16 protein-coding genes are annotated in these 22,875 nt (G+C 46.0%); 2 read left to right on the top strand and 14 right to left on the bottom strand.

Features of this window, described 5'->3' with window-relative positions; translation table 11 throughout:
- Positions 1 to 32: 32 nt before the first annotated feature.
- The 14 genes from sprA to VL525_RS11690 all read right to left on the bottom strand — a co-directional run bounded on the left by sprA (position 33) and on the right by VL525_RS11690 (position 20,938).
- Positions 33 to 7,088 (bottom strand): cell surface protein SprA, encoded by a 7,056-nt coding sequence (gene sprA, locus VL525_RS11755; protein WP_325386712.1) that lies wholly within the window; start codon positions 7,086 to 7,088, stop codon positions 33 to 35.
- 26 nt (positions 7,089 to 7,114) lie between these two features.
- On the bottom strand, positions 7,115 to 7,699 hold the full coding sequence (gene ruvA, locus VL525_RS11750; protein WP_325386710.1) for a Holliday junction branch migration protein RuvA: 585 nt from the start codon (positions 7,697 to 7,699) through the stop codon (positions 7,115 to 7,117).
- 15 nt (positions 7,700 to 7,714) lie between these two features.
- A complete protein-coding gene (locus VL525_RS11745) occupies positions 7,715 to 10,021 on the bottom strand; it encodes an NADP-dependent malic enzyme (protein WP_325386707.1) in 2,307 nt (768 codons plus the stop codon).
- 123 nt (positions 10,022 to 10,144) lie between these two features.
- A complete protein-coding gene (locus tag VL525_RS11740) occupies positions 10,145 to 11,335 on the bottom strand; it encodes a lytic transglycosylase domain-containing protein (RefSeq protein ID WP_325386705.1) in 1,191 nt (396 codons plus the stop codon).
- A gap of 33 nt (positions 11,336 to 11,368) precedes the next feature.
- Complete coding sequence (gene gatA, locus VL525_RS11735; RefSeq protein WP_325386703.1) at positions 11,369 to 12,796, bottom strand: Asp-tRNA(Asn)/Glu-tRNA(Gln) amidotransferase subunit GatA; 1,428 nt, start codon at positions 12,794 to 12,796, stop codon at positions 11,369 to 11,371.
- Between the two features lie 96 nt (positions 12,797 to 12,892).
- Positions 12,893 to 13,072: a twin-arginine translocase TatA/TatE family subunit gene (gene tatA, locus VL525_RS11730; protein ID WP_325386701.1), complete on the bottom strand. Its 180-nt coding sequence runs from the start codon at positions 13,070 to 13,072 to the stop codon at positions 12,893 to 12,895.
- Positions 13,073 to 13,095: 23 nt separating this feature from the next.
- Positions 13,096 to 13,524: a twin-arginine translocase TatA/TatE family subunit gene (locus VL525_RS11725; protein ID WP_325386699.1), complete on the bottom strand. Its 429-nt coding sequence runs from the start codon at positions 13,522 to 13,524 to the stop codon at positions 13,096 to 13,098.
- Between the two features lie 58 nt (positions 13,525 to 13,582).
- The gene (locus VL525_RS11720; RefSeq protein ID WP_325386697.1) at positions 13,583 to 14,860 is read right to left on the bottom strand and encodes a murein hydrolase activator EnvC family protein; all 1,278 of its coding nucleotides are present in this window, start codon (positions 14,858 to 14,860) and stop codon (positions 13,583 to 13,585) included.
- Positions 14,861 to 14,878: 18 nt separating this feature from the next.
- Entirely contained in the window at positions 14,879 to 15,670 is a 792-nt protein-coding gene (locus VL525_RS11715; RefSeq protein ID WP_325386695.1) for a DUF4292 domain-containing protein, read from the bottom strand.
- Positions 15,648 to 17,390, bottom strand: coding sequence for a tetratricopeptide repeat protein (locus VL525_RS11710; RefSeq protein ID WP_325386693.1), 1,743 nt, complete (start codon positions 17,388 to 17,390; stop codon positions 15,648 to 15,650). Before VL525_RS11710 ends, VL525_RS11715 begins: the two co-directional genes overlap by 23 nt.
- Positions 17,390 to 17,824 carry a dUTP diphosphatase gene (dut, locus tag VL525_RS11705; RefSeq protein WP_325386690.1) on the bottom strand — a complete coding sequence of 145 codons (435 nt, stop codon included), beginning with the start codon at positions 17,822 to 17,824 and terminating at the stop codon, positions 17,390 to 17,392. Before dut ends, VL525_RS11710 begins: the two co-directional genes overlap by 1 nt.
- Entirely contained in the window at positions 17,821 to 19,347 is a 1,527-nt protein-coding gene (locus VL525_RS11700; RefSeq protein WP_325386688.1) for a lipopolysaccharide biosynthesis protein, read from the bottom strand. Before VL525_RS11700 ends, dut begins: the two co-directional genes overlap by 4 nt.
- A gap of 37 nt (positions 19,348 to 19,384) precedes the next feature.
- The gene (locus VL525_RS11695; protein WP_325386686.1) at positions 19,385 to 19,666 is read right to left on the bottom strand and encodes an acylphosphatase; all 282 of its coding nucleotides are present in this window, start codon (positions 19,664 to 19,666) and stop codon (positions 19,385 to 19,387) included.
- A gap of 105 nt (positions 19,667 to 19,771) precedes the next feature.
- Positions 19,772 to 20,938: an amidohydrolase family protein gene (locus VL525_RS11690; protein ID WP_325386683.1), complete on the bottom strand. Its 1,167-nt coding sequence runs from the start codon at positions 20,936 to 20,938 to the stop codon at positions 19,772 to 19,774.
- Between the two features lie 150 nt (positions 20,939 to 21,088).
- Between VL525_RS11690 and rlmN the strand changes: the two genes are divergently transcribed.
- Both rlmN and VL525_RS11680 read left to right on the top strand, forming a co-directional pair.
- Positions 21,089 to 22,153: a 23S rRNA (adenine(2503)-C(2))-methyltransferase RlmN gene (gene rlmN, locus VL525_RS11685; RefSeq protein ID WP_325386680.1), complete on the top strand. Its 1,065-nt coding sequence runs from the start codon at positions 21,089 to 21,091 to the stop codon at positions 22,151 to 22,153.
- 21 nt (positions 22,154 to 22,174) lie between these two features.
- Entirely contained in the window at positions 22,175 to 22,873 is a 699-nt protein-coding gene (locus VL525_RS11680) for a ComF family protein (protein ID WP_325386678.1), read from the top strand.
- Positions 22,874 to 22,875: the final 2 nt, after the last annotated feature.

Genomic DNA, 22,875 nt, shown 5'->3' with positions numbered 1-22,875 from the left:
TTAATAGTAAAGCTGCCCCCGGGCGGCTTTTTTTATTGCAATAACAATTTCAGGTTGACGCCAAAGTTGGTGAACGATGTATTAAACGTTTGCGACGTGAAAGGCTTGGTGATGTTGGTATCATAGAACAGGCTGAGATTGAAACGCTGGTTGATCACATAGTCCACCTCGGGGCGATAGGTGATGTTTCTCGCGCCCGAAGATATCTGCGCCCCTGGTATATCAGCCTGGTAAACCAATGTTTTATTATCGCGCAGCGAAAGGTCCATTTTGAAGGTGAGGTCGTTATTTAGCTTAGTACCATTAAACAAGCCAAACGGGAACCTGAAATTGCGGGTCTTGTAACCAAAACCAAGCACCAGTATATCCTCGTTCTGCTGCGCCAGCTGGCTGTTAGACAGGCTCAGGTTAAGTGTACGTGTCTGCCGGTATTCTACGTTGGCGGTCAGGTTGTTCTTAAATCGCATATCTATACCCAGCAAAGGCACAAACTGTTCAAATATGGTAACCGATGAAAATTGATAGAGCGGCAAAAAGTCGTTGTTCGCATCCCTCGAGCTTACAGCCCCATTGGCTACCTGGTACTGCTGCAGGGTAGTATAATTGCCCACCGTAAATGTCGACCGGTACCCGTTTCGTATGTCAACCGACTCAAATAATTCGCTCAGGAAAGGGATACGGCTCAAACCGCTGTAACGTATATCCCAGTTGGGTACCGGAAACGATGGAAAGCTACCTAAACCTATACTTGATACATTTTTGCCGGTATAAGCGGCAAGGAATGCAGGTACCACTACGTTTTGCGAATTCTGGCTGTAGCCATCGGTATAGGTGCCGCCTGCGCCTTTTACGGAGTTCGGGTTCAACGCGCCAAGGCGTTGCGAAACAACAGCGCGGTTTTGTTCAAACTTGGTAAACGTCGGCGATGAGTTGTCGATGCCGCTTATTTTTGAAAAAGCTGTGGCTATCGACATGTAGGAGATGGTATAATCACCTGTTGTGCTCGGGGTTAAATTCTCAAATGTGCCCGAGGACGGCAGGTATTTGAAATTACTTTGGTACGAATGGTTCTGCGTTTTAAACGCTATCAGTTCAATACGGAAATCTTTAAATAGCTCTACAGACCCCTTCAGATGCAGGTCTTCGTTCAGTGTGCGCACATAAAGCTGGTTTTGCAGGGTATCGGTCGTTAGCCAGCCTTTCGAAACAGCTTTCTGCCTGATGTCGGCCTGGCTGCCCAGCAGGAAGCCGATACCTGGCGCGTTATAGTTAAAATCTTCCCCTGCAAAGCCCGAATTAGGCAGATACCCGGGTACGAATGTTCCTTCAGTGCGCGTGTAGGCTGCGCTCAAATTCTTTATGCTGGTTAAAACGCCTAAAAAGAATTTTCCGATACCTGATGTTTCCTCCCCATCTTTTGCCGGCTTGGCAGTCAGTCGCTTATAAAAAGGAAATTTATTGTAAAGGCTTGTCAAATTGAATGTGGGGTTCAGTTGTATGGTGCGCGAATTCAGGATACTGTTGCCCACATTGTAAGCAGGATCATTTATTGCAAAAAGCGGCTGCGTTTGCCAGGTAAAATGTGTGCTGTACCGCGCTACCACAGCTGTCCAATCCATATAAGGCAGCTTATTTAATGGCAGCGTATAGTTCAGCGTCAGCGTATGATTGTAATTTGTCGTTCTTCCAAGGTGCAGGATATTTTCCCACAATGTATCCCTCTTCATACCGTCCAGCCGCCCTGCAGGTTCGTCAACCGTCGCCAGGTTGGTTGCATCGATGTCTAAAGTCAACGACTTAGTCAGGTTCCAGCCCAGGCCGTATACCGAGGTAATGTTAAATGTTTTATTGAAAGTGGTTGGAATGGCGATAATGTTGTTCGGGTCGTTGTTCCTTAGGGTATTTTCGGAATAAAAACGGTCAAAATTGATACTGTAATTCAGCCGCGACGGTATCAGATCGATATTAATATCCCGGATCAGCGACAGCAGATTACTTTTGATCACTTTCTCAAACGGACTATAATACTTCGGCTGTGTAGCAAAATTATAGGCCAGCGACGCATGATACGTTTTTTCAAAATCGCTCTGCGTCGTAAAATCATGGTGATTATATTCGATGTAGGAATAAGTCGCGTTAAAGTTTTCGATGTCCCAAACATGGTTCGGCGCCGATGAGTTTGTCTTTGTTTTATGGACGTTGGTCAGGTTGATGCTTTTACGCAGCGTATAGTCCTCGGCTGTGTTTTGGATCGAATCCCGCTGTTTGCTGCTTGTGGCTGCCTGCAATGATTGTTTCAGCGTTATATCGGGCTGCGCCGGGTCATATTCCGGCGTACTTACCTGGTGCGACACATTAACGTATAGCGGTATATGTACCCCGCTTTTATCAGGGAAGAATTTACCAAGCTCCACACTACCCGATACATCGTACACTTTGGTATCATTCAATGTCCGGTCGGCCAGCCGCGAGTCGAGTGCACCAAAACCGACGGTCGTCCGGCTTCCGGTTACCGTAAGCGATGCAAAGTCGGCCAGTTTTGCATCAAATCTTCCGGTTGCCGCCCAGCCGCCTTTGTTGTCAAAGTCGGTCATACGTAATTCGTCAAACCATATAATACCCGATTTATCCAGCCCGTCGTCTACAACTGTACTTGCGCTTGTTTTTAATGGATTACGCACACCCACCATAACCGTCGCCACCCGGCTCAGGTCGGGTTGGCCTTTGATAGTGATCTTGTTTTTACCGTCGCTAAGGGTAAAAGGGACCGTAAGCGGCCAGGGTTGCCCGTTCAGCTTGGCGTTGTTACGGGCCAGTTTGGCATTAGTCAGCAGCGCAAGTTCTACATCCAATTCGTTTTCAGTGGGCCATATAGCGTTCGGGTCGTTGGTGCCCGGGTTGGTCAGCTTCATCGGTATCTCGTACTCGTAGTAATTGTCGGTATAATCAACCCCAAGTCGAATAAAAGCGTTCACATCATTATCCTTCAGCTGCGTGCCTTCGGCATGGATAAACATTTGCAGTTTTTTGTATTTACGCAGGTCGTTATTAAAATCTTTAAACGCAGCACGCGAGTAGCCGTCGCGCAGGTTCGAAAAATTAAGCGAAAGCGACTGCTCATTCAGCTGGGTATTGGTTTGCAGGTTGTTGTAATTGCGTTGGCGTATGATACCCGGCGGCACTACGTAAGGTATAGGGGTGCGGTTCCCGTTTTCCTCGATATTAACGGTCTCTACATCCAGTGAAGAATTATCAAGTGGAGGGTTGATGATCGAAGGGTCGGCGATCACATTGGTAGGATTGTTTTCCGAATTGAATGCCCGCCAATCGCCCCTTACCAACTGCAGGGTTGCAAAACGCATTATCGCCGTATCGGCAAAACCGGTCATGAACATCCGGATGAACCGGATGGATTTAAAGTCCTGGATATTGCCCACTACACTTTGCGGACTGTTTATCGGTATCCGGAACTGGTACCAGGTAACCGCCTGCGTAGTACCGTTGGGCAATTTAACCTGCGAGGTTACCTTATCATTAATAAAGTTTTGCCCTACTACCATATCCTGCGGACGGACAGAAACATGATACTGAAAGTATTCGTCGTCCTGGTTCATATTGTTATCCCGGTCAACATCTTCTGCATCAGGCAACGATGTTGAGGCCGAAGTTGGCGTACCCAGCAATGCCTGGGATTGTTCGGAAGTTTTGGAATTTCCTTCCGTACCGTTGTACTGGCTGTAGCGTTGCAAAATGCCTGCACCTGCCTGGTCAAGCAGCGGGCCCTGGTAATATTGGTAATCGTCGGACGATGGGTCATTGTTGAAGGTGTTCCCGGCCTGGGCACCCACCTGCGCCTTTACCTGGTTGACGATAGTTGAGAATTTCGACCGTTCATCCGCGTCGTTTAATCCGTCAAGCCCAATGTCCTGTATTGTGCGCGACGCGGGATTGCTATCAAATGCATTTACCACCGGTTGTGTTTTAACAACCCGGCCCCATGCGGTAGTATCCACCTGGCTTTGGTCACCATTTACCGGTATACCGTTTTCAAGCCCTTTGCGGCCATCCTGCAATATATCTTCCGAAATGTTGCCGAGATTGAAATACAGGTCGCCACCCTGCGAATTTGGTTTCCCGATGAAGGGGTCCATCACCCAAAATTCGATGTACTGAACATTCAGCGCTTCAAAATCATTGGTTGATATACCGCGGAATATACCACCCCATTTTTGCTGCGGATTGGTCAAAGTTCCATCGTTGTTTAAGCCCGTAGTCCTGAAGTTATAAGGGCCGCGAGTATTCGGGTAAAATGCGAGGTCGAAAGTAGGCAGCGTCAGTGGCTGGCCCGTTACCGACTGCTTGTAAGGGAACACCTCTGTTTCCAAAACTTCGCGCACATAAGGCTTTGACAGTTCATTGCGGTTTACCGGTATGGTGCCACCGCTGTAAAATATCGGGTCGATGTTGTAAAATGCAAGGCGTGCACGATTGTAGCCGTAGCTCAGATCATTAAAGGATTTTGATTCGGGAAATTGTTGCGGCGTGCCCGAAATTTGCCAGGTTGAAGCACTTTTGATATCGATAACCGATTGGCTGCTTTCAAAGTCGTCCAGGTAAGATGTGCCGTTCTTCGATCCGGCAAAATTCAACGCGGAGGGATTGCCCGGTAATAGCTGTGCAAACTCACCATTGAAACTAACCGACGACGGCACTTTGGTGGTAACGAAAGGTATCTTATCAACCAGCCTTGTCAGGAAACGTGACGGTGAATTGTAATTCACATCAAAACCATAAATGGTATTGGAAATAGATTCCTGACCCACCACCTCATTTTGCGTTATCGGCGTCTCTTTCAAATGCATCAGGGTTGCCCCAAGCGCAAGATTATCGTTTACTTTATAATCAAACCGGGAGCCGAACAACGATTTCTGCTGCACCCCAAAGAGTTCGTTGTTCTCCAGGTTTACGGTAATTGGCTGGCCTGACGAAAGCAAAGCCTGGTTGATGATCCTGATCTTGCCGGCGCTGTAATCGACATTGTAGTCGGTACCCTCAATCAGTTTGCTGGAACCGGCGGTCACTACAACAGAACCCTGTGGAATATTGGTCGCGTTCAGTTGATACTCTGATCCGGATTGTGAGGTGTAGGTACCTTTGATGACATACCTGTTTAGCTGCGGGAAAAACTGTTGCGCAATGGTCTTCGTCGAATCGTATACAGGCTGGTATACGTATCGCCGGATCAGGTCCTGTTCGCCGGGGTCGAACTGCTTTGCCAGGTCCGATCCAAAAGGCTCCAATACCGGGAACATGATCCGGCCGTTTTGCGAATCGATCGTGACCCCTTCAATAAAGTCGAAAAAACCATCGGGTTGCTTGTCGTTATGCGAGTCGAGGTTATCCAGGCCCGTCAACTGCAGCCAAAGCTTGCTTTTGGTGTGCAGGCCCTCGCCCATAATAGGTTTGGCGATGCCGGAGCTTTCATCGAGCCGTGATATCGTCATTCTGAAATTACTCGGGCTAACCTGGTAAGCACCCAGTGAGTATATGTTTTTCATCATCAGTTTCCAGGTAGGCAGGCTGGTCTTTAACAATGCATTCTTCAGTAACTTCACATATAATACTTCGGGGGTTGCCGTATTAACCGGGCGGTCGGTAGAAAACTCACCCACCTGGTACACCACGCCATTTACGGTATATTGGTACGCAACGGCCAATACTTCGTCGTTATTTAGGGGGTAATTCAACGACACATAACCCAGTTGCGGGTGCAGCGTAAATTCCTTATCGGTCAGTTTTCGTGCATAGGTCAGCCTGGCATAGTTATCATTGCCGCCTGTCGCCTGGAAATAGGCGTTAATAGCATTCGAATTGGTTTGCCTTGCAGTGGCGGGTAAATTCTGCAACAAGTTGTTGGATTGTTGCGGAAAGCCCGGTCCCGAAAAGCCGGCCGGCAAACCACTGTAACCTGCACCGCCCTGCACGAGCGTTTTGTTGTAGGGCTTATTTTCACCCAGGTCCATCAAACCCAATATATCCCTCGAACCGGTTGTGTTGTTGGTACGATTGGTAACCCAAACTTCAATCCGGGTAATGTTGATATTTGAGCTTATGATGGGAATATTGGCCAGTGCCTTATCGTAATTATCCCTGAAATATTGCGACAAAAAGTAGTGACGGTTAGCCTCATAATCAGCAGGCGTGAAACTGAAGTTCCCCTGCTGCGCGCCGTTTGTTATGGTGATGGATTTGGATTGTGAACGCTGCTGCGAGAAGATACTCGTTACATTCAGGTTGCCAAATTTAAGTTTGCTTTTAACGCCAAACAGGGCCTGCGTACCTGTTATCAGGGTAGTGTTTAACGGAAAGCTTACGGTACCTACTTCTATTTTTTGGATGATCTCGTCCTTGTTCCCGGTATAGTCCAGTTTGATCTGGTTCTCAAACTGGTACTGCGCATCGGTGTTGTAATTGGTCGAGATTTTCAGCTTGTCACCTATCGAACCCGTTACGTTCATCTGGATACGCTGGTTGAAATTGAAGTTGAACTGGCTGCGTTGTTTGGTATTGAACAGCGGGTTCTGGTTGCTGTTGATCTGCCCGGCCATGATCATCTCGGCCGAGCCCTGTGGCCGGATGGTTATGTCCGAACTGCCGAACATCTGCTCAAAAGTGTGGCTGCGCACCTTGATCTGGGGGATAAACCCTTCCTGCTGCGACTGGTAAGCATAGTTATCCGCCTGCTGTTTGAAGTAAACCCGCGTATCTTCGCGCTGCTTTAATACCAGGTATTCGCTGAAAGTAAGATATTTAGGCGGACGGTAGTTGAAGTTACCCAACCGCTGATACAGCACATATTGGTTCTTTACCGGGTCATATTCAATGGTTTTCACCAGGCCGGGAGGGTCGGGCAGCAGGTAACCTTCCTTTAGTTGATTATTTCGCGACTCGGTATTTTTAAATGGCGCCCTGATGGTTAGTGAATCCGGCTTTGATGCGGGCTGCTGTGCGAAGGCTGTTCTGATCCCGCAAAAAGCGAAAACCAGCAACATCAATAAAGCAGCTTTAAAGGTAAAAGTCCGGATCAAGCGTCAAGGGGTAAAAATCTACGTAATTATAAACTTTTTAGTGCGAATTTAATTAGTTGTTCCACGGTTAAATTACCACCATTTTTATTTAATTCATTATCAAGCACCTTCTCAACCGCATTGCGGGCAAAGCCCAGCATTACCAGTGCCGACATGGCTTCGTCTTTCACCGTTCTGTTCACCGGAACAGTTATCAGCGTGTCAGGGCCGTCCTTTTTCAGCTTATCCTGTAGTTCCAGTATCAGGCGTTGCGCCGATTTTGGCCCGATACCTTTTATTCGCTGTATCTGTGAAACATCCCCTTTTACAATGGCCGCCTGTATCTCTTCGGGAGTGATCGAGGACAGGATCATCCTGCCGGTATTAGGGCCGATGCCCGAAACGGATATTAAATGCAGGAACAGCCGCCGTTCGCCTTCGTCGGCAAAGCCATAAAGGGTGTGTGCATCTTCCTTCACATGCAACCAGGTAAATAGTTTGCAACGCTCGGTATCGCCAAGTTTTGAATAAGTGTTTAGTGATATGTTTACCTGGTACCCCACACCGCCCGCATCAATAACCACATAAGATGGGCTTTTATGGGCCAGTTTACCATCAATATAAGCGTACATAAGTGCCTTTTAGTATTAATTACGTGTACGTGAAACAACTTTTTGGGTTTCATTGCCTTCCTTTTCCTGGGCGTCGACCACGGCTATGGTAACCATATCGACAATTTCCCTGACCGAACTGCCCAACTGCAACACGTGAACAGATTTTTTCAACCCGAGCAATATAGGACCAACGGCCTCGGCATCGCCTATTTCCTGTAATAACTTGTAGGCAATGTTGCCCGATTCAAGCGTTGGAAATATCAGCGTATTGGCAGGCGCGCCATTAAGCGTGGAGAATGGAAAATTATCTGCCAGCAAGGTAGGGTTCAATGCAAAGTTAGCCTGCATATCACCGTCTACCATAATATCCGGGTATCGTTCGTGAAGCAGGCGCACGGTTTCCCTGGTTTTGAAAGGGATCTCACCCTCGTTCGAACCAAAGTTAGAATAGGAGAGCACCGCTATCCTTGGTTTAACGTTAAATTGTTTAACAGAATGGTCAATCAGTACCGTAATGTCAACCAGCTCTTCTATCGTTGGATCAACATTCACCGTGGCATCGCCTATGAAAACAGGGCCCTTTTTAGTCAGCATCATATACATTCCTGCAACCCTGTTAACGCCTTCCTGCGTGCCTATTACCTGCAGCGCCGGTTTTACCGTAGCTACGTAATCCTTTGTTAACCCCGAGATCAGTGCGTCGGCGTCGCCAAACTGCACCATACACGCCCCAAAATAGTTACGTTGCGTAAGCATCTTTCTTGCTTCTGTATCGGTAATGCCTCTTCTTTGCCTTTTTTGGTATAGATAATCGGCATATTCCTGGAAACGGCCCGGTTCATCGCGCGGATCGATGATCTCCACATCATCCAGCTCCAGGTCACTGTGTTTGATGATATTCCTTATTCGTGCACAGTTACCCAGCAGTATAGGCGTGGCGATGCACTCCTCTCTTACAATTTGGGCAGCTTTCAGTATTTTGTAATTGTCCGCTTCGGCAAATACCACCCGCTTAGGATTTTGTTTAGCCTTGTTGGCCAGGTTTCTTAATATCCTGTCATCGGCGCCTATACTCAGTCGCAGCCGCTCTTCGTATGCATCCCAATCGGTGATCGTTTTTCGCGCTACGCCCGACGCTATTGCCGCTTTCGCCACGGCCGATGACACTTCGGTAATAAGCCTGCGGTCCATCGGCTTCGGAATGATATAATCTTTACCAAATTTCAGGTTGCGGGCGTTATAGGCCAGGTTTACTTCCTCGGGTACGGGCTTTTTTGCCAGTTCGGCAATAGCATATACCGCAGCCAGCTTCATATCCTCGTTAATTGCAGTTGCACGTACATCAAGCGCCCCGCGGAAGATATATGGGAAGCCCAGCACGTTGTTTACCTGGTTAGGAAAGTCGGCGCGACCAGTAGCCATCAGTACATCCTTACGCGCTTTAACGCCAATGTCATAGGCAATCTCTGGTACCGGGTTTGCCATCGCAAAAACTATGGGATTTTTAGCCATCGCCTTTAACATATCCGGGGTTACCACGTTCCCCGCCGAAAGGCCTATAAACACATCGGCGCCTTTCATTGCATCGGCCAGGGTGCTGATGTCCTTCCTTTCTGTTGCGAAAAACATTCGTATATCATCCAGGTCGGTGCGTTCAGGGGTAATTAAACCATTGATGTCGAACATCACAAGGTTTTCCCGTTTAACCCCGAGCGACAAGTATATTTTGGAACAGGAAACAGCCGCGGCGCCTGCGCCGTTTATTACCATTTTTATCTTATCCAGCTTTTTACCCTGTATCTCGCAGGCATTCATCAGGGCAGCGCCCGAAATGATAGCGGTGCCATGCTGATCGTCGTGCATTACCGGGATCTTCATTTCGGCTTTCAGCCTGCGCTCTATTTCGAAACAACTTGGCGCGGAAATATCCTCCAGGTTGATGCCCCCGAATGTCGGCTCCAGGGCTTTGACTATCGACACAAATTCATCTACCGATTTCGCGTTCACTTCAAGGTCGAACACATCGATGTCGGCATAAATTTTGAACAACAAACCTTTACCTTCCATCACGGGTTTAGCCGCCTCGGGCCCAATATTACCCAGCCCCAACACCGCGGTACCGTTGGTAATAACCGCCACCAGGTTACCCTTCGCGGTATATTTATAAACATCTTCTACGTTATCGGCTATCCGCAGGCACGGCTCTGCTACACCAGGCGAGTAAGCGAGGGTAAGGTCGCGCTGTGAGTTGGTGGGTTTGGTAGGAACTACCTGTATTTTGCCCGGGCGCCCGTTTGAATGGTAATCAAGCGCGTCCTGCTTCCGGTTGGTTTTATGCATGGTTGTTTTTAGGAATTCGATTATCCAAAATTACAATTCTTTTCGGGGGCTGGCATAGCCAAAACGAAAAAAGCCCGGCTCTGATCATTTTCAGAACCGGGCCTATATTTTAATTATTTGTATTTACCCTTTATTAAGTTTAGCCACCACCGGCGCTTCCAGGTGGTAACTCACAAAACTGTTCACTTTTTTCTTTTGCCCGACCGATGCCATCGTATCAAATTTTCTTGAGCGATGATGTATAGGCGGCCTGCTTTCTATGCGCCTTATTCTGTCGTACAAACCATAGGTCGAAAGATCGGCATCTGCCAGCTCGCAATTAATTGAACCGTATAATGCCGCATACTTCGCCTTGAAATTTTTAGGAATAACCAAGCTCTTTGGCGATTCGGCCGAGCCATTTACGATCAATCTTTTGTAGGACGGGTTAAGCAGTGTAAGTTGTGCCAGATCGATAGATAAGGTACGCGAAACGCTGGTCAATGAAATAAATTTATCGGCCTGTACCGTATCGGTTTCTGTAGAAAAGTAACACTCTTGCGGCACGATATTATAGTTTTTGTGATATTTCATCACATAGGTAATAGCGATGTACAGTGGCACATAATCCCTTGTTTCGGCAGGAAGGTATTGGCGGATGGCCCAAAAATCATTTGAACCCGCCTCTTCAATAGCCCTTATTACGTTGCTTTTACCACAATTGTAGGAGGCAATGGCCAGCAGCCAGTCGCCGAATTGCTGATAAGCATCTTTCAGGTAAGCCGCAGCCGCATAGCTTGATTGTACAGGGTCCTTGCGTTCGTCGACATAATCATCCATCGTAAGCCCATAAATCCTGGCGGTGTTGTTCATGAACTGCCACGGGCCGGTAGCGCCAACGCGTGAAACGGCATTAGGATTAAGCCGCGATTCGACCACCGAAAGGTATTTGATCTCATCAGGGATACCGGTTTCACGGAACGCCTTTTCGTAAATAGGGAAGTAGTATTTAGACAGGCCCAACTCGCGTGAAATTTCGACGCGCTCGGTAGACAGATAATTGTCTATTTCGGCCTGGACGTATTCATTGTAGTCCAGTTGTACATCTTTTTGGATCGAATCGAGGCGTTTTCTGAAAATATTGTTGCGGTAAATACCTGTATAAACGGGTATTTCCATACGGGTAAGGGCAGAGTCGCTCCCGTTTTTTACGGGTAAAACAATGCAGCATTCCGGAACCCCTGATGCCCCTTGTGATGTGTGTAAGAAGGGTGTGGCGGCTTTAGAAAATTGGATAAGACAGAGGGCGGCTGTAAGCACTAATAATCTCTTCATTTCTACCTTAGGATTTACTAATCTATTAAATTTTTATAGCTCTAAGAAATATTTAGAGAAATTTAACAATTCCTGTTCGGCAAAACGCTTGGTTAATAATTGTAAGCCCAGGGGTAAACCTTTATTAGTAGCACCAGCCGGCAAGGAAATAGCCGGAACACCGGCTAATGATGCTTGTACGGTAAAAATATCATAAAGATACATTACAACCGGATCTTTTTCCGTTTTCCCCAGCGCGAACGCCGGTTCGGGAGCGGTAGGGGTTAAAATAAAATCATACTCTTCCAGCAGGCTATCCGTTTTCTCCCTGATCAGCCGCCTCACTTTTTGCGCCTTGGCATAATAGGCATCGTAATAACCTGCACTCAGTACAAATGTGCCCAGCATAATACGGCGCTTAACTTCCTTACCAAAACCCTCGGAGCGCGAGCGCTTATAAGTGGTCAGCAGATCGGTTGCGGCCGGGCTGCGGTAACCGTAATGCACCCCGTCGTACCGCGCCAGGTTGGATGAAGCTTCGGCTGTAGCCAGGATATAATAAGTGGGCACGATGTAGTCGAGATATTCAAAGGCTATCGGATTAACGGTATGCCCGTCGGCACGCAGCTTTTCAATATATTCGATAAGTGAGCCCTTTACTTCATTATCAACACCCGGGCTTGAGAGCGCCTCTTGCAGGTACGCGATCTTCTTTTTTGAACCAGCGGGTTTCAATTCATTCCTATAGGCAGGCACGGGTTTTTGGGCGAGCGTAGAGTCGTATTCGTCGGCGCCTGCCATGATCTCCAACAACAAGGCAGCGTCCTCTACAGAACGCGTGATGGGCCCCACCTGGTCTAAAGATGATGCATAAGCTATAATTCCATGCCGGGAAATTCGACCGTAAGTTGGTTTCAATCCCACCAAGCCGCAGAAGGACGCGGGTTGCCTAACCGAGCCGCCGGTATCTGTACCGATAGATGCGTGACACATACCAGCCTGTACCGCCACCGCCGAACCACCGGATGAACCGCCTGGTACACGGCTTGTATCCGCATAGTTTTTTACCGGGCCGTAGTGGGAATTCTCATTGGAGGCACCCATCGCAAACTCATCGCAATTACAGCGGCCTATGATGATGGCGTCTTCTGCCAGCAGCCGTTCAACTATAGTGGAAGAATATACAGACGTAAAATCATCAAGTATCCTGGACGAAGCAGATACTTTATGATCTTTATAACAGATATTATCCTTAATACCGATGACCATGCCTGCAAGCCTGCCCGCTGTCCCGGCTTTGATACGCATATCAATTGTTTTGGAACGCGACATAGCTTCCTGTTCAAATACTTCATTAAAAGCATTCAGGTGTGCGTTGTCCCTGATACGGGAGAGGTAGCTTTTTACTAATCCTTCAACCGTGATACGGCCGCTTTGCAATTCCCTCTTTATTTCATCAAAAGAGGAATAGAATGTAGTCATGGGGCTAAAATAAAAAACTTATCCGTTGAAATGGAGATTTCAGCAGATAAGTTTATGATAGTGCTTACAGAATAGCTATTGGCTGAACCTGCCGGATCAGTTTTTTGGCTTTTCTTCGGTGGTTGTCGTTGTAGAGCTTTCGCCGTTTTGGGCGTCTTTAAACTCCTTCATCCCTTTTCCCAAGCCCTTCATCAATTCAGGGATTTTTCTTCCGCCAAACAATACTAGTATAATAACTAGGATTAAAATAATTTCCGGTGCGCCTAATGAGCCCATGTCTTTAAGTTTTATTTAATGAATTATTCGTGTGCTGTTTTAACTGGTTCTATTTTAGTCTCGGTAGCGTGTGTTTCCTCATGTACAGGAGTAGTGTGGTTCTCAACATAAGGTATTGTATTTGCCACGCCGCTTACTTCTGGTTGCTCTTCTGTAGCTTCCGCGTGTTCAGGCAGTTGTTGCTGCATCTCGCTTTCAGGTAACAAATGAGATGGTTCCTCGATAGTAGTAACTACAGCCGGCTCTGTCTTTTTGTCCTCGAAATTATTGATCTGGTTAGCTATCTCGCGCTTTACACCATCCGAAGCGTCTTTGAAATCGCGTATTCCTTTTCCAAGCCCTCTCGCTATTTCCGGAAGTTTTTCACCACCAAAAAGCAGCAGTGCCACGAAAACAATAAGAACCATCTCCCCGCCGCCAATGTTCAAAAACAATAATACCGAACTAAACATATCCTCTAAATGAATTTACAAATATACGTAATAAAATAGTACAAGATTGAAAATTATTCTATTCAGGGTAAAGCCAAATCTTAGGATTTACCGGGTTAATGCCCTTATAAATCGCAAATTGCACTACCGATTCCCCTGTCGCCGGGTCCGTTGCTACAGTACCAATCATTTGTTTGGTACTTAGTTTTTGCCCCGTGCTAACGGTCACCGATTTCAGGTTAGAATATGCTGTAAAATATTCACCGTGAATTACTATAACGGTATAAGTACCGTAAACATTTTCAACAGCCTGTACTTTTCCGTCAAAAACTGTTCTTATGGGGGCCCCAGCATTAGTTTTTATCTCTAAACCATCGCTTTCTGTCCTTATCCCTTCTATAGTATAAACCCCCATGCCACGGATTATCATGCCATTTGTCACCGGCCAGGGCAGCTTGCCCCTGTTGTCCAAAAAGTCGCTCGAGAGTTTTGCCGCTTCTTTTGTTGTATTTAAAACTTCGCTATCGGTTGGCCTGCCTGGCTTCTCTTTATTAGATGTAACATTTTTATTACCGGATGGATTTGCCGCAGCGGCAGCCCTTGCAGCTTCTTCCGCCTTTCGCCTGGCTTCCGCTATTTCCTTCCGGATAGCATCGCGTATCTCCTGGTTGGTCTTGGTTATTTTCCGTTGCAAGTCGCGTTGCTGTTGTTTTAGTTGCCCTTGCTGCTTCGAAAGATCGGACACTACCCTTGCTTCATCCTTTTTTTGTTTGCCCAGGGTTACCTTTTCCTTAATCTGGTCGGCAAGGATATTGTTCTTCTCTTTTTTAGTATTATCCAGCTGGTTGATCTTTACATGCAAGTCCTTCTCGGTGCTTTCGATGTATTGTGCCTGCCGTTCGCGGTACCCGGCAAATTCCTGCAGGTATTTTAATCGTTTATACCCCTGGTTAAAATCCTTGGCCGCAAATACGAACATTAGTTTGTTATACGAGCTGCGGTTATGGTAGGCAAACAATATCATGGCCGCATATTGCTTCTTTAACAGGTCGAGCTGGCTTTGCAGGTTATGAATAGAGGTGTTGTTTTCCGATATCTGGTTGTCCAGCAGCCGTACTTCAGAATTGATGGAGTTTATCTTTTCCTCCCGAATATTGATCTGTTCCTTCAGCAGGCTCAACTGCCGCAGCGAGCTTTTTTTGTTATTGGCGGTTTCCTCATATTCACGGTTTAGCTGCTCCAGTTCTTCGTTATATTTATTCCTCAGGCGCTTTAATTCGTCGCTGCTTTGCGCGTGTACATGCAGTGCGGCGATCAACAACCCGGATATAATAAGAAACTGTTTGAAAACCCTCATTCGCCAAAAATATAAAATTTACCTTGCCGGGGAATAGTCATCCGGAATATTGAAAGGATATTCAAGCGGTTTATCTAAATCTACTTTGATATAATGCAGGCTGATCTTTATTTTCTTGTTACCAACTACCGAGTTAATATCGATCTGCGACGATAGCGTCCTATCCCCAACCGCCATCGGGCCGCTGTTATTGACGTGCAGCTCCTGCGCTTCGCCCGGGTTTGATAAATTGGTTTCCTTGGCTTTCAGATCGGCACCTACTACCAGGTTATAAATAAGGTTGTCCAGCGTTCCTTTAATTTCCGTGTCAGCAGTATCGGTTTTCAGCTCGGCCTTCTCATCAAGCAATTGTGGTATGGCGTTACCCACTATCAGCGCCTCGACCGAACTATAGTCAAGTTTCTCACTGGTATACCTGTAGATATAATTAAAAGGCTTTCGCAGGTACAGATCCTGCAGTTTGTTGATCACCAATATACTATCGGGCGTTATCAGTGCGCGGGCAACTTCGATCCCAACGATAGCCGTAACCGATACCCATATCCGCTTGCCCTTCTCTATACGCACGTTCATCGTCACGTTATTGCCGCTTCCGTTAATATTCAACTGGGTTTTAGCTTTGCCCGAAAACGTCGCAAAATTTAGTTGTGCAGATCTTATGCTGTTCAACCTCGTCATTAATACAGGCGAGCTGGCGGCGATCGTGTCTTTACTGATCTTATTTACAAGCAACTGCTTTTTTGCTTTGCAACTTACTATCGCCAGTAAGCCGCAAACAATGAACAGCTTATTCAATGTATTTTTTTTCATTGATCTTCCGTTCTAAAACAGGTGAACTGCCTCCGTATTGTTTTGCTTTTTTCCAATTTGCCAGGGCAGCATCCTTATCGCCCAACTGGTACATTATATCTCCATAGTGTTCGGTTTGCACAGCGCTGCGATCTTTATCATGCGAGATTGCCTTCTCGATCCAGATCTTTGCCTCGGCAAATTTCTTTTGCTTAAAGAGTATCCATGCATAAGTGTCCTCAAATGATGCCGTATTAGGTTGAAGCTCGTTCGAACGCTTCGACATTGCTTCAGCCTTATCCAGCGAAGCGCCGCGCACCGAAAGGTAGTAGGCATAGTTATTCAACGTATAAGCGTTGTCAGGATTATAGCTTAAGGCTTTGTTGTAAGAATCGTCCGACTTTTGTTCGTCGCCCGTTGAATGGTAGCAATCGCCCAAAACCGAATAGCTTTGTGCCAAAAGATCATTATCCTGGCTCTCGAGCGAGGTTGCATTTTTTACATAGCTCAAAGCTTTTTTGAAGTCTTTTTTTTGCTCGTATGCAACGCCAACCAAATAGTTTAGCCATGCCTGGTTAGGGAATAGTGATAAAGCGTTTTCACCATCCTTTATTGCTTCGTCCAACTGGTTACTCCCCAGATCGAGCCGTACCAATTGCTCCTGCACCTCGTAAACCTGGTCGTTCAGCGCCAGTGACTTCTTGTAGTTAGTCTTGGCTTCCGGGTATTTTTCATTCTGAATAAGCATATCGCCGTACAGTGCATACCCGCGGGCATCATCAGGATGGGCTAGGGTAAGCAAGCGGCTTAATTCTAGTGCGCTCGCTTTGGCATTCGGGTCGGGAAACTTAGGGACATAACCCAATACTATCTTCACTTCCTGCTCTATCTCCAAATCCGGTAGTTTAAAAGCCAGCGTCAGCTGGTTATAACTTGCTTCATTATCTTTTTTGTCGCGGTAAATATCTGCCAGCGCAAGGTGAACGCGACCGCTGCCAGGATCGGCCTTTTCAGCCTCTTTTAACACTTTGAGCGCTTTATCCTGCAACCCGTTCGAATTATATATCTCGCCCAGCAATAAATAATACCGTATCTCGGATGGGTTGGCATCTATCAGGCCCTGTATATCAGCCGCAGCTTTATCCACCTTTCCCTGTTTCAGGTAAATATTTTCCTTTTTGGCGATTATTTCATCAGATGGGCCTATCATCTTCTCAAGTTTCTCATACACAGCCAATGCCTGGTCATATTTTTTTTCGAGATAATAAACGTTGGCCTGGTCAAAATAGTAATCCGGCTTATCCGGGTTTATTTTCAAAAGCTCGTTGAATACATTTTCGAGTTTGGGAGCGTCATTATTTTTTTCATAACAATCAGCAAGGGCCACCCAATACCATTCATTTTCCGGCTTAACTGTTACCGCCTTCTCCAGTAATTCCTGTGCAGACTCATAATCGTTCTGATCTTTTTTCAGGGAGGCCAGTTCATACATGGCGGCATCATTTGCCGGGTCGACCTGTAAAACCTGGTTGAACATTTCGGCGGCCAGTGTGGCATTCTCGATTGTCTTGTCGCGCAGCGCCGAAAAGAAAAGTTGTTTTACCATCACGCTGTCGCCAGGGGTAAGCGGCTTACCTACAACCATTACCACCCGGTTTGTTTTATTAACACTGTCCTTTTGCGCCAGGGCTGCCAACGGAAGCGTTAAAAATATCAAAAATATGATCCGCAATTTCTTCATTATCCTACCCCGGTATGTCCATAACCGCCCGCGCCCCGCGATGTTTCGTTTAATATTTCTACTTCCTCCCAGCTTACCTTCTCGTGCCGGGCCACTATCATTTGTGCTATCCTGTCGCCCGTATTGATCTCAAAGGGTTCAGCCGAAAAATTGATAAGCAATACTTTGATCTCTCCCCTGTAATCAGCGTCAATCGTTCCGGGAGAGTTTACTATACCTATGCCATGTTTAAACGCCAGCCCGCTGCGCGGCCGTATCTGCGCCTCAAACCCTTCGGGCAGTTCGATATGCAAACCTGTCGGGATCAGTTTACGCTCCATAGGCTGCAAAGTTACAGCACTTTCCAGGTCGGCGCGCAGGTCCATACCTGCCGCGTGTGCGGTTTCATAAGCCGGTAAATTATTTTTAGATCGGTTAATTATCCTGATGATCATCGCTTGCTTAGTATGCTCTTTAAATCGTTACGCTCGAAATAGAATGCCGCTAAAGCGTACAATATCAACAAAGCGTCGCCTGCAAAGATATTACGCTTGAAGATATAGAACGATACAAAAACGATTATAATTGAGGAAATTATATAAGCAAGGTTCTTTTTTAGATTGTAAGGTATCGGGTAGTTTTTTTGGCCCCAAATGTAGGATAGCACCATCATGACGGTGTAGGCGATGAGCGATGTCCAGGCCGAAGCCATATAGCTGTATTTGGGTATGAACAGAACATTTAATACTATGGTGGCTATGGCGCCGATACCCGAAATATAAAGCCCGTATTTGGTTTGATCGGATAACTTATACCACACCGATAAATTCATATAAATGCCAAGGCTCACATAGCCGAAAACCAGCGGTGGCACCACATCAAGCCCAACCCAATAGCTGCGGTTGGGTATAAAATATTTGAGGATGTTGATATTCGCTATCAGCGCTATGAATATGACACATACGGTTATCACAAAATAATTCATGATACGGGCGTATGTTTGTACCGCATTCTTGTTTTTGGCGTGACTAAAAAAGAATGGCTCGGCGCCCAGGCGAAATGCCTGTACAAAAATGCTCAGGAAAATGGATATTTTAGCGCAGGCCCCATAAATACCTACTTCGCGCAAGGCAATATTAGGGTGAAGCAACCAGCCCAGCATCAACTTGTCTGCATTTTCATTAACCAGGAACGACAAATTGGCTATCAATACCGGCCAGCTGTAGGTAAACATCTCGGCAAGCATCTTTCCATCGAGCTTAAATTTTATCTTTAACAATTCGGGTAATAAAAGCAGCAATGTGATAATGCTTGCTACAAGGTTCGACAGGAAAACATATCCCACCCATCCTTTTATGTACCACCCACTGATCCAGGCCGAACCAGTTAAATTGTGATTGATCCAAAAAGGAAGGCCCCATATAAAGATCAGGTTGAGCGAAATAAAAATGGCGATATTAACAGTTTTAATGAGTCCGTACCGCCCGGGCTTGCCCTCGGCTCTTATTTTAGCGAATGGAATAACGCACCATGCATCTATTACCAAAATGGCAAGAAAATAATTTACATAATGAACAAAATCGGAATGACTGGTGCCCGCTGCGGTACCCACTAACTTGTGTCCTGCTTTTGTAGCGCTGCTTACGTTAATATAGTCGGCAATATGGCCGGCGAAAGGTATTGTAAGCAGGAGAAAAATTACGGTTATTGCAAATACTGACGCAAAAGCGTTGTTATAAACGCGTTGTTTATTATCCTCATATTTATTAAGGTACCTGAAAAAAGTGGTCTCCATACCAAATGCCATTATTGCATTCAGGATGGAAACATAGCTGAACATCGTGGTCAGGATACCATAAGTGCCAAGGGGGTACGCCCTGGTATAAACCGGTGTGAGGAAAAAGGTTAATACACGGCCGGCGATGGTTGTTAAACCGTAAACAGCGGTTTGCCCTGCAAATTTTTTAGCGGTCGACAATGATCAAATAGGATAGTTAAGTATAACCGGCTTTGTGTTACCGGCTTTTTCGCAACACCTCAAAATTACGATAGTTTTTCAATTCGCCTTCATCCGAATGCACAGAAATTACCTCTGCGTGTTCGGGGCCTTCCTTACACCAATCCAGAAACATACTCAACGATACAGCATCCCCTTCGGCTTCAATAAAAACGCTGCCATCCGGCTTGTTGCTTACAATGCCTTTTACTCCAAGCTGGTCGGCGACCGCTTTGGTGGACGCGCGGTAAAAAACGCCTTGCACATGGCCTGTAACGGTAATGTCGAAGTGCTTTATCATAGTTAGTTGTAGCGGTTGAAAATATCGGGGCAATTTCTGTAAAAATATTAACGTAAGATCTAAAATTCTGTTTAGACCTTATTCAATATTTACAACCTACACCATTTAAATCAAGCGCCTTACTTTGGTGGCCGATGTGATCCTAAGGTTATCCAGGCCGGTGATCAGGTTAAGGCCCGGCGTTTTACCTTCCTCTATCGTGCCTTTTTCGTCAGCTATTCCTAAATACCTGGCGCCATTAACAGTTGCCCATTGGATGAGCCTTTCGGTACTCAATACCGGGAACCGTTCCTGCAGCAAGCGCATTTCGTTCAGTATGCAAAGTTTAGTGTTCGACGCCAGGCTATCCGTACCAAGCGTGATATTGAATCCCTGATCGATAAAAAGTTCCACCTTAGGCAATTTGTCTTCAATGTAAAGATTTGCTCCCGGGCAGAAACAAAAATGCACTTTGGTATCGAACCGTTTAATGAAATAAATATCCTTTAGGTTGGTACAGGTGTTATGTACCAGCAGCACTTCCTGCTTATTGGTTAACAGCGGTATAATAGATTGGAGGGAATTGCGCGCCTGCGATTTAAAATGGCTGATATCAATGCCAAAGTGATCGTACAGGTCAAGAAAGCCCCCCAAACGATAACGAAAGAACTTATTCTCTTCGTCGCTTTCCTGGTTGTGTATGCTCAGGAGATTGGTGCCAGTTTCACAGTATTGTTTTATTAACCGGTATAGTTCCTTTGACACCGAATAGGGCGAGTGCGGAGTTATTGAACCGGAGCCAGGTTTGAACTCATTCGACAGGGCGAGCGCCTTGTCAAAAACTTCCTGCGCCCGTGCCGGCTGAAAGCTAAATACTTCTGAAAAGGAATGGTAATATATTTTGCTCTGGGCTTTGACAGGTATTGTAATATTACTGTTACAAATATCGCCTACAGCTACTATGCCATTATCATACATTTCCTTATCCGCTTTTACGGCAGCATCAGTTATCACGCCAGCGTCAGCATTTCGCACCAACTGGATATTCTTGATAAAGTTGATCAGGCCTTCACGCGGAGGTATTTTATCCTTTAAATGGGAAAGCTCGAGATGACAATGTGTATTGACAAATCCGGGGCAAATTATCCCTTTTACATACTCAACTGATTTATCATTTGAGTCGTGATTATTTGAAACGGAAATGATCTTACCTTCGTCGTTGACGGTAATAACCCCGTTTTTGATTGGATCGGCACAAACTGGAAAAACGTAATCGGCTCTAAAAATTTTCATTCAACTTAGTTTAATATGCCCCATCCGATCATAGTGCAAAAAATGCCCTACCTGATTAAATAAGACAATATTTAGCATCTATTGTTCTTTTTACGGTAATTAAAAAAGGCCGCAAAAAGGCATTGATTTTAAATTAAGTAACTTTGCAGCGTGGCAACAAAAGGTAAGGTAGATATACGTAGCTTAAGTGCAGACGCGCTGGCAGACCATTTTACCGAAATGGGCGAAAAAAGTTACAGGGCAAAGCAAGTTTATGAGTGGCTTTGGCAAAAGTCATGCATTTCGTTTGACGAAATGAGCAATATTTCAAAAGAACTGCGCAAAAAACTGGATGAAAATTTTTTAATCAATAATGTAAAAATTAACAACTCACAGTTTAGCGCCGATAAAACTATAAAAAATTCCTTTGTTTTACACGACAGCCACCTGATAGAAGGCGTTTTGATACCTGCACCCGAGCGTATGACCGCCTGCGTTTCATCCCAGGTTGGATGCAGCCTTACCTGTAAATTCTGTGCAACAGGGTATATGGAGCGCAAGCGTAACCTGAATCCCGATGAGATCTACGACCAGGTGGTGCTGATAGATAAACAAGCAAAAGAAAATTACGGTATTCCTTTAACGAATATAGTATATATGGGTATGGGCGAGCCCCTGCTTAACTACAGCAATGTGCTTAAATCGGTTGAACGAATTACTGCCGAAGACGGGCTTAATATGTCGCCTAAAAGGATCACTGTCTCTACAGCCGGGATCGCCAAAATGATCAAAAAGCTGGGGGACGACGAGGTGAAATTTAACCTGGCCCTATCGCTGCACGCTGCAAATGATGACAAGCGAAATACCATTATGCCGATAAACGAGCAAAACTCGCTAAAGGCATTGGCAGAGGCATTAAAATATTATTTTGCGCGGACGAAGAACCCGGTAACGTATGAATACATCGTCTTTAATGATTTTAACGACGAGTTACAGGATGCCATGGAGCTGGCGAAATTCTGCAAGCATGTGCCGTGTAAAGTAAACATTATAGAATACAACCCTATCTCATTCGCCAATTACCTGAACGCAGGCGAGGACAAGATAGAAGCCTTTGCCGAATACCTGCGCAGCCAGGGTGTAATCACTAATATCCGCCGCAGCCGGGGCAAGGATATCGATGCAGCGTGCGGGCAGTTGGCTATTAAAGAAAAGGCGAAAACCGTTAGTTCTTAAAGAAAACTCTTAAATTGAGGCATGAAATTACAAGCAGGGTATCTTGCCGATTTTGTCGCCTTATTATTCCCCGAGCTTTGCCAGGCATGCGGTGAAAGCCTGGTTGCCGGTGAAGATTTGATCTGCACTGATTGCCGTTTCAGTTTGCCTTTTACCAATTTTCATTTAAAGCCTGACAATATTGTAGCGCAGCAATTTTGGGGTAAACTGAATGCCGAAGCCGCCTATGCACTTTGCTATTTTGTAAAAGGCGGCAAAATGCAGCACCTGATGCACCAGTTCAAATACAAGGGAGTGCAAAAGATAGGCAACATGCTGGGCAACATTGCAGGGGAGCAATTAGTTTTAAGCCCTGTCTTTAAAACGGTAGATCTTATTATTCCGGTGCCGCTGCATAAAAGCCGGTTGCGCAAGCGGGGTTACAATCAAAGCTCCTGCTTTGCCCAGGGTATTTCAGAGAAACTAAGCGCGCCAGTGGCAGAAAACAACCTGGTGCGTGTAAGGGCGACTGAAACCCAAACGCACCGGTCGCGGTTCTCGCGCTTCGAAAATATGCAGGAAGTGTTTTTAGTCAGCGACCCCGAAAAACTAAAAAACAAGCATATATTGCTTGTTGATGATGTGGTAACTACCGGCTCCACCTTAGAGGCATGCGGTACCGAATTACTTAAAGTTGAGGGATTGAAACTCAGTATCGCTACGATAGCTTACGCTGAATAGGA

The sequence above is a fragment of the Mucilaginibacter sp. genome (assembly GCF_035492695.1).
GTDB lineage: Bacteria > Bacteroidota > Bacteroidia > Sphingobacteriales > Sphingobacteriaceae > Mucilaginibacter.
Note: the sequence above shows the minus strand (reverse complement) of the source record. Positions and strands in the feature narration are given on the sequence as shown.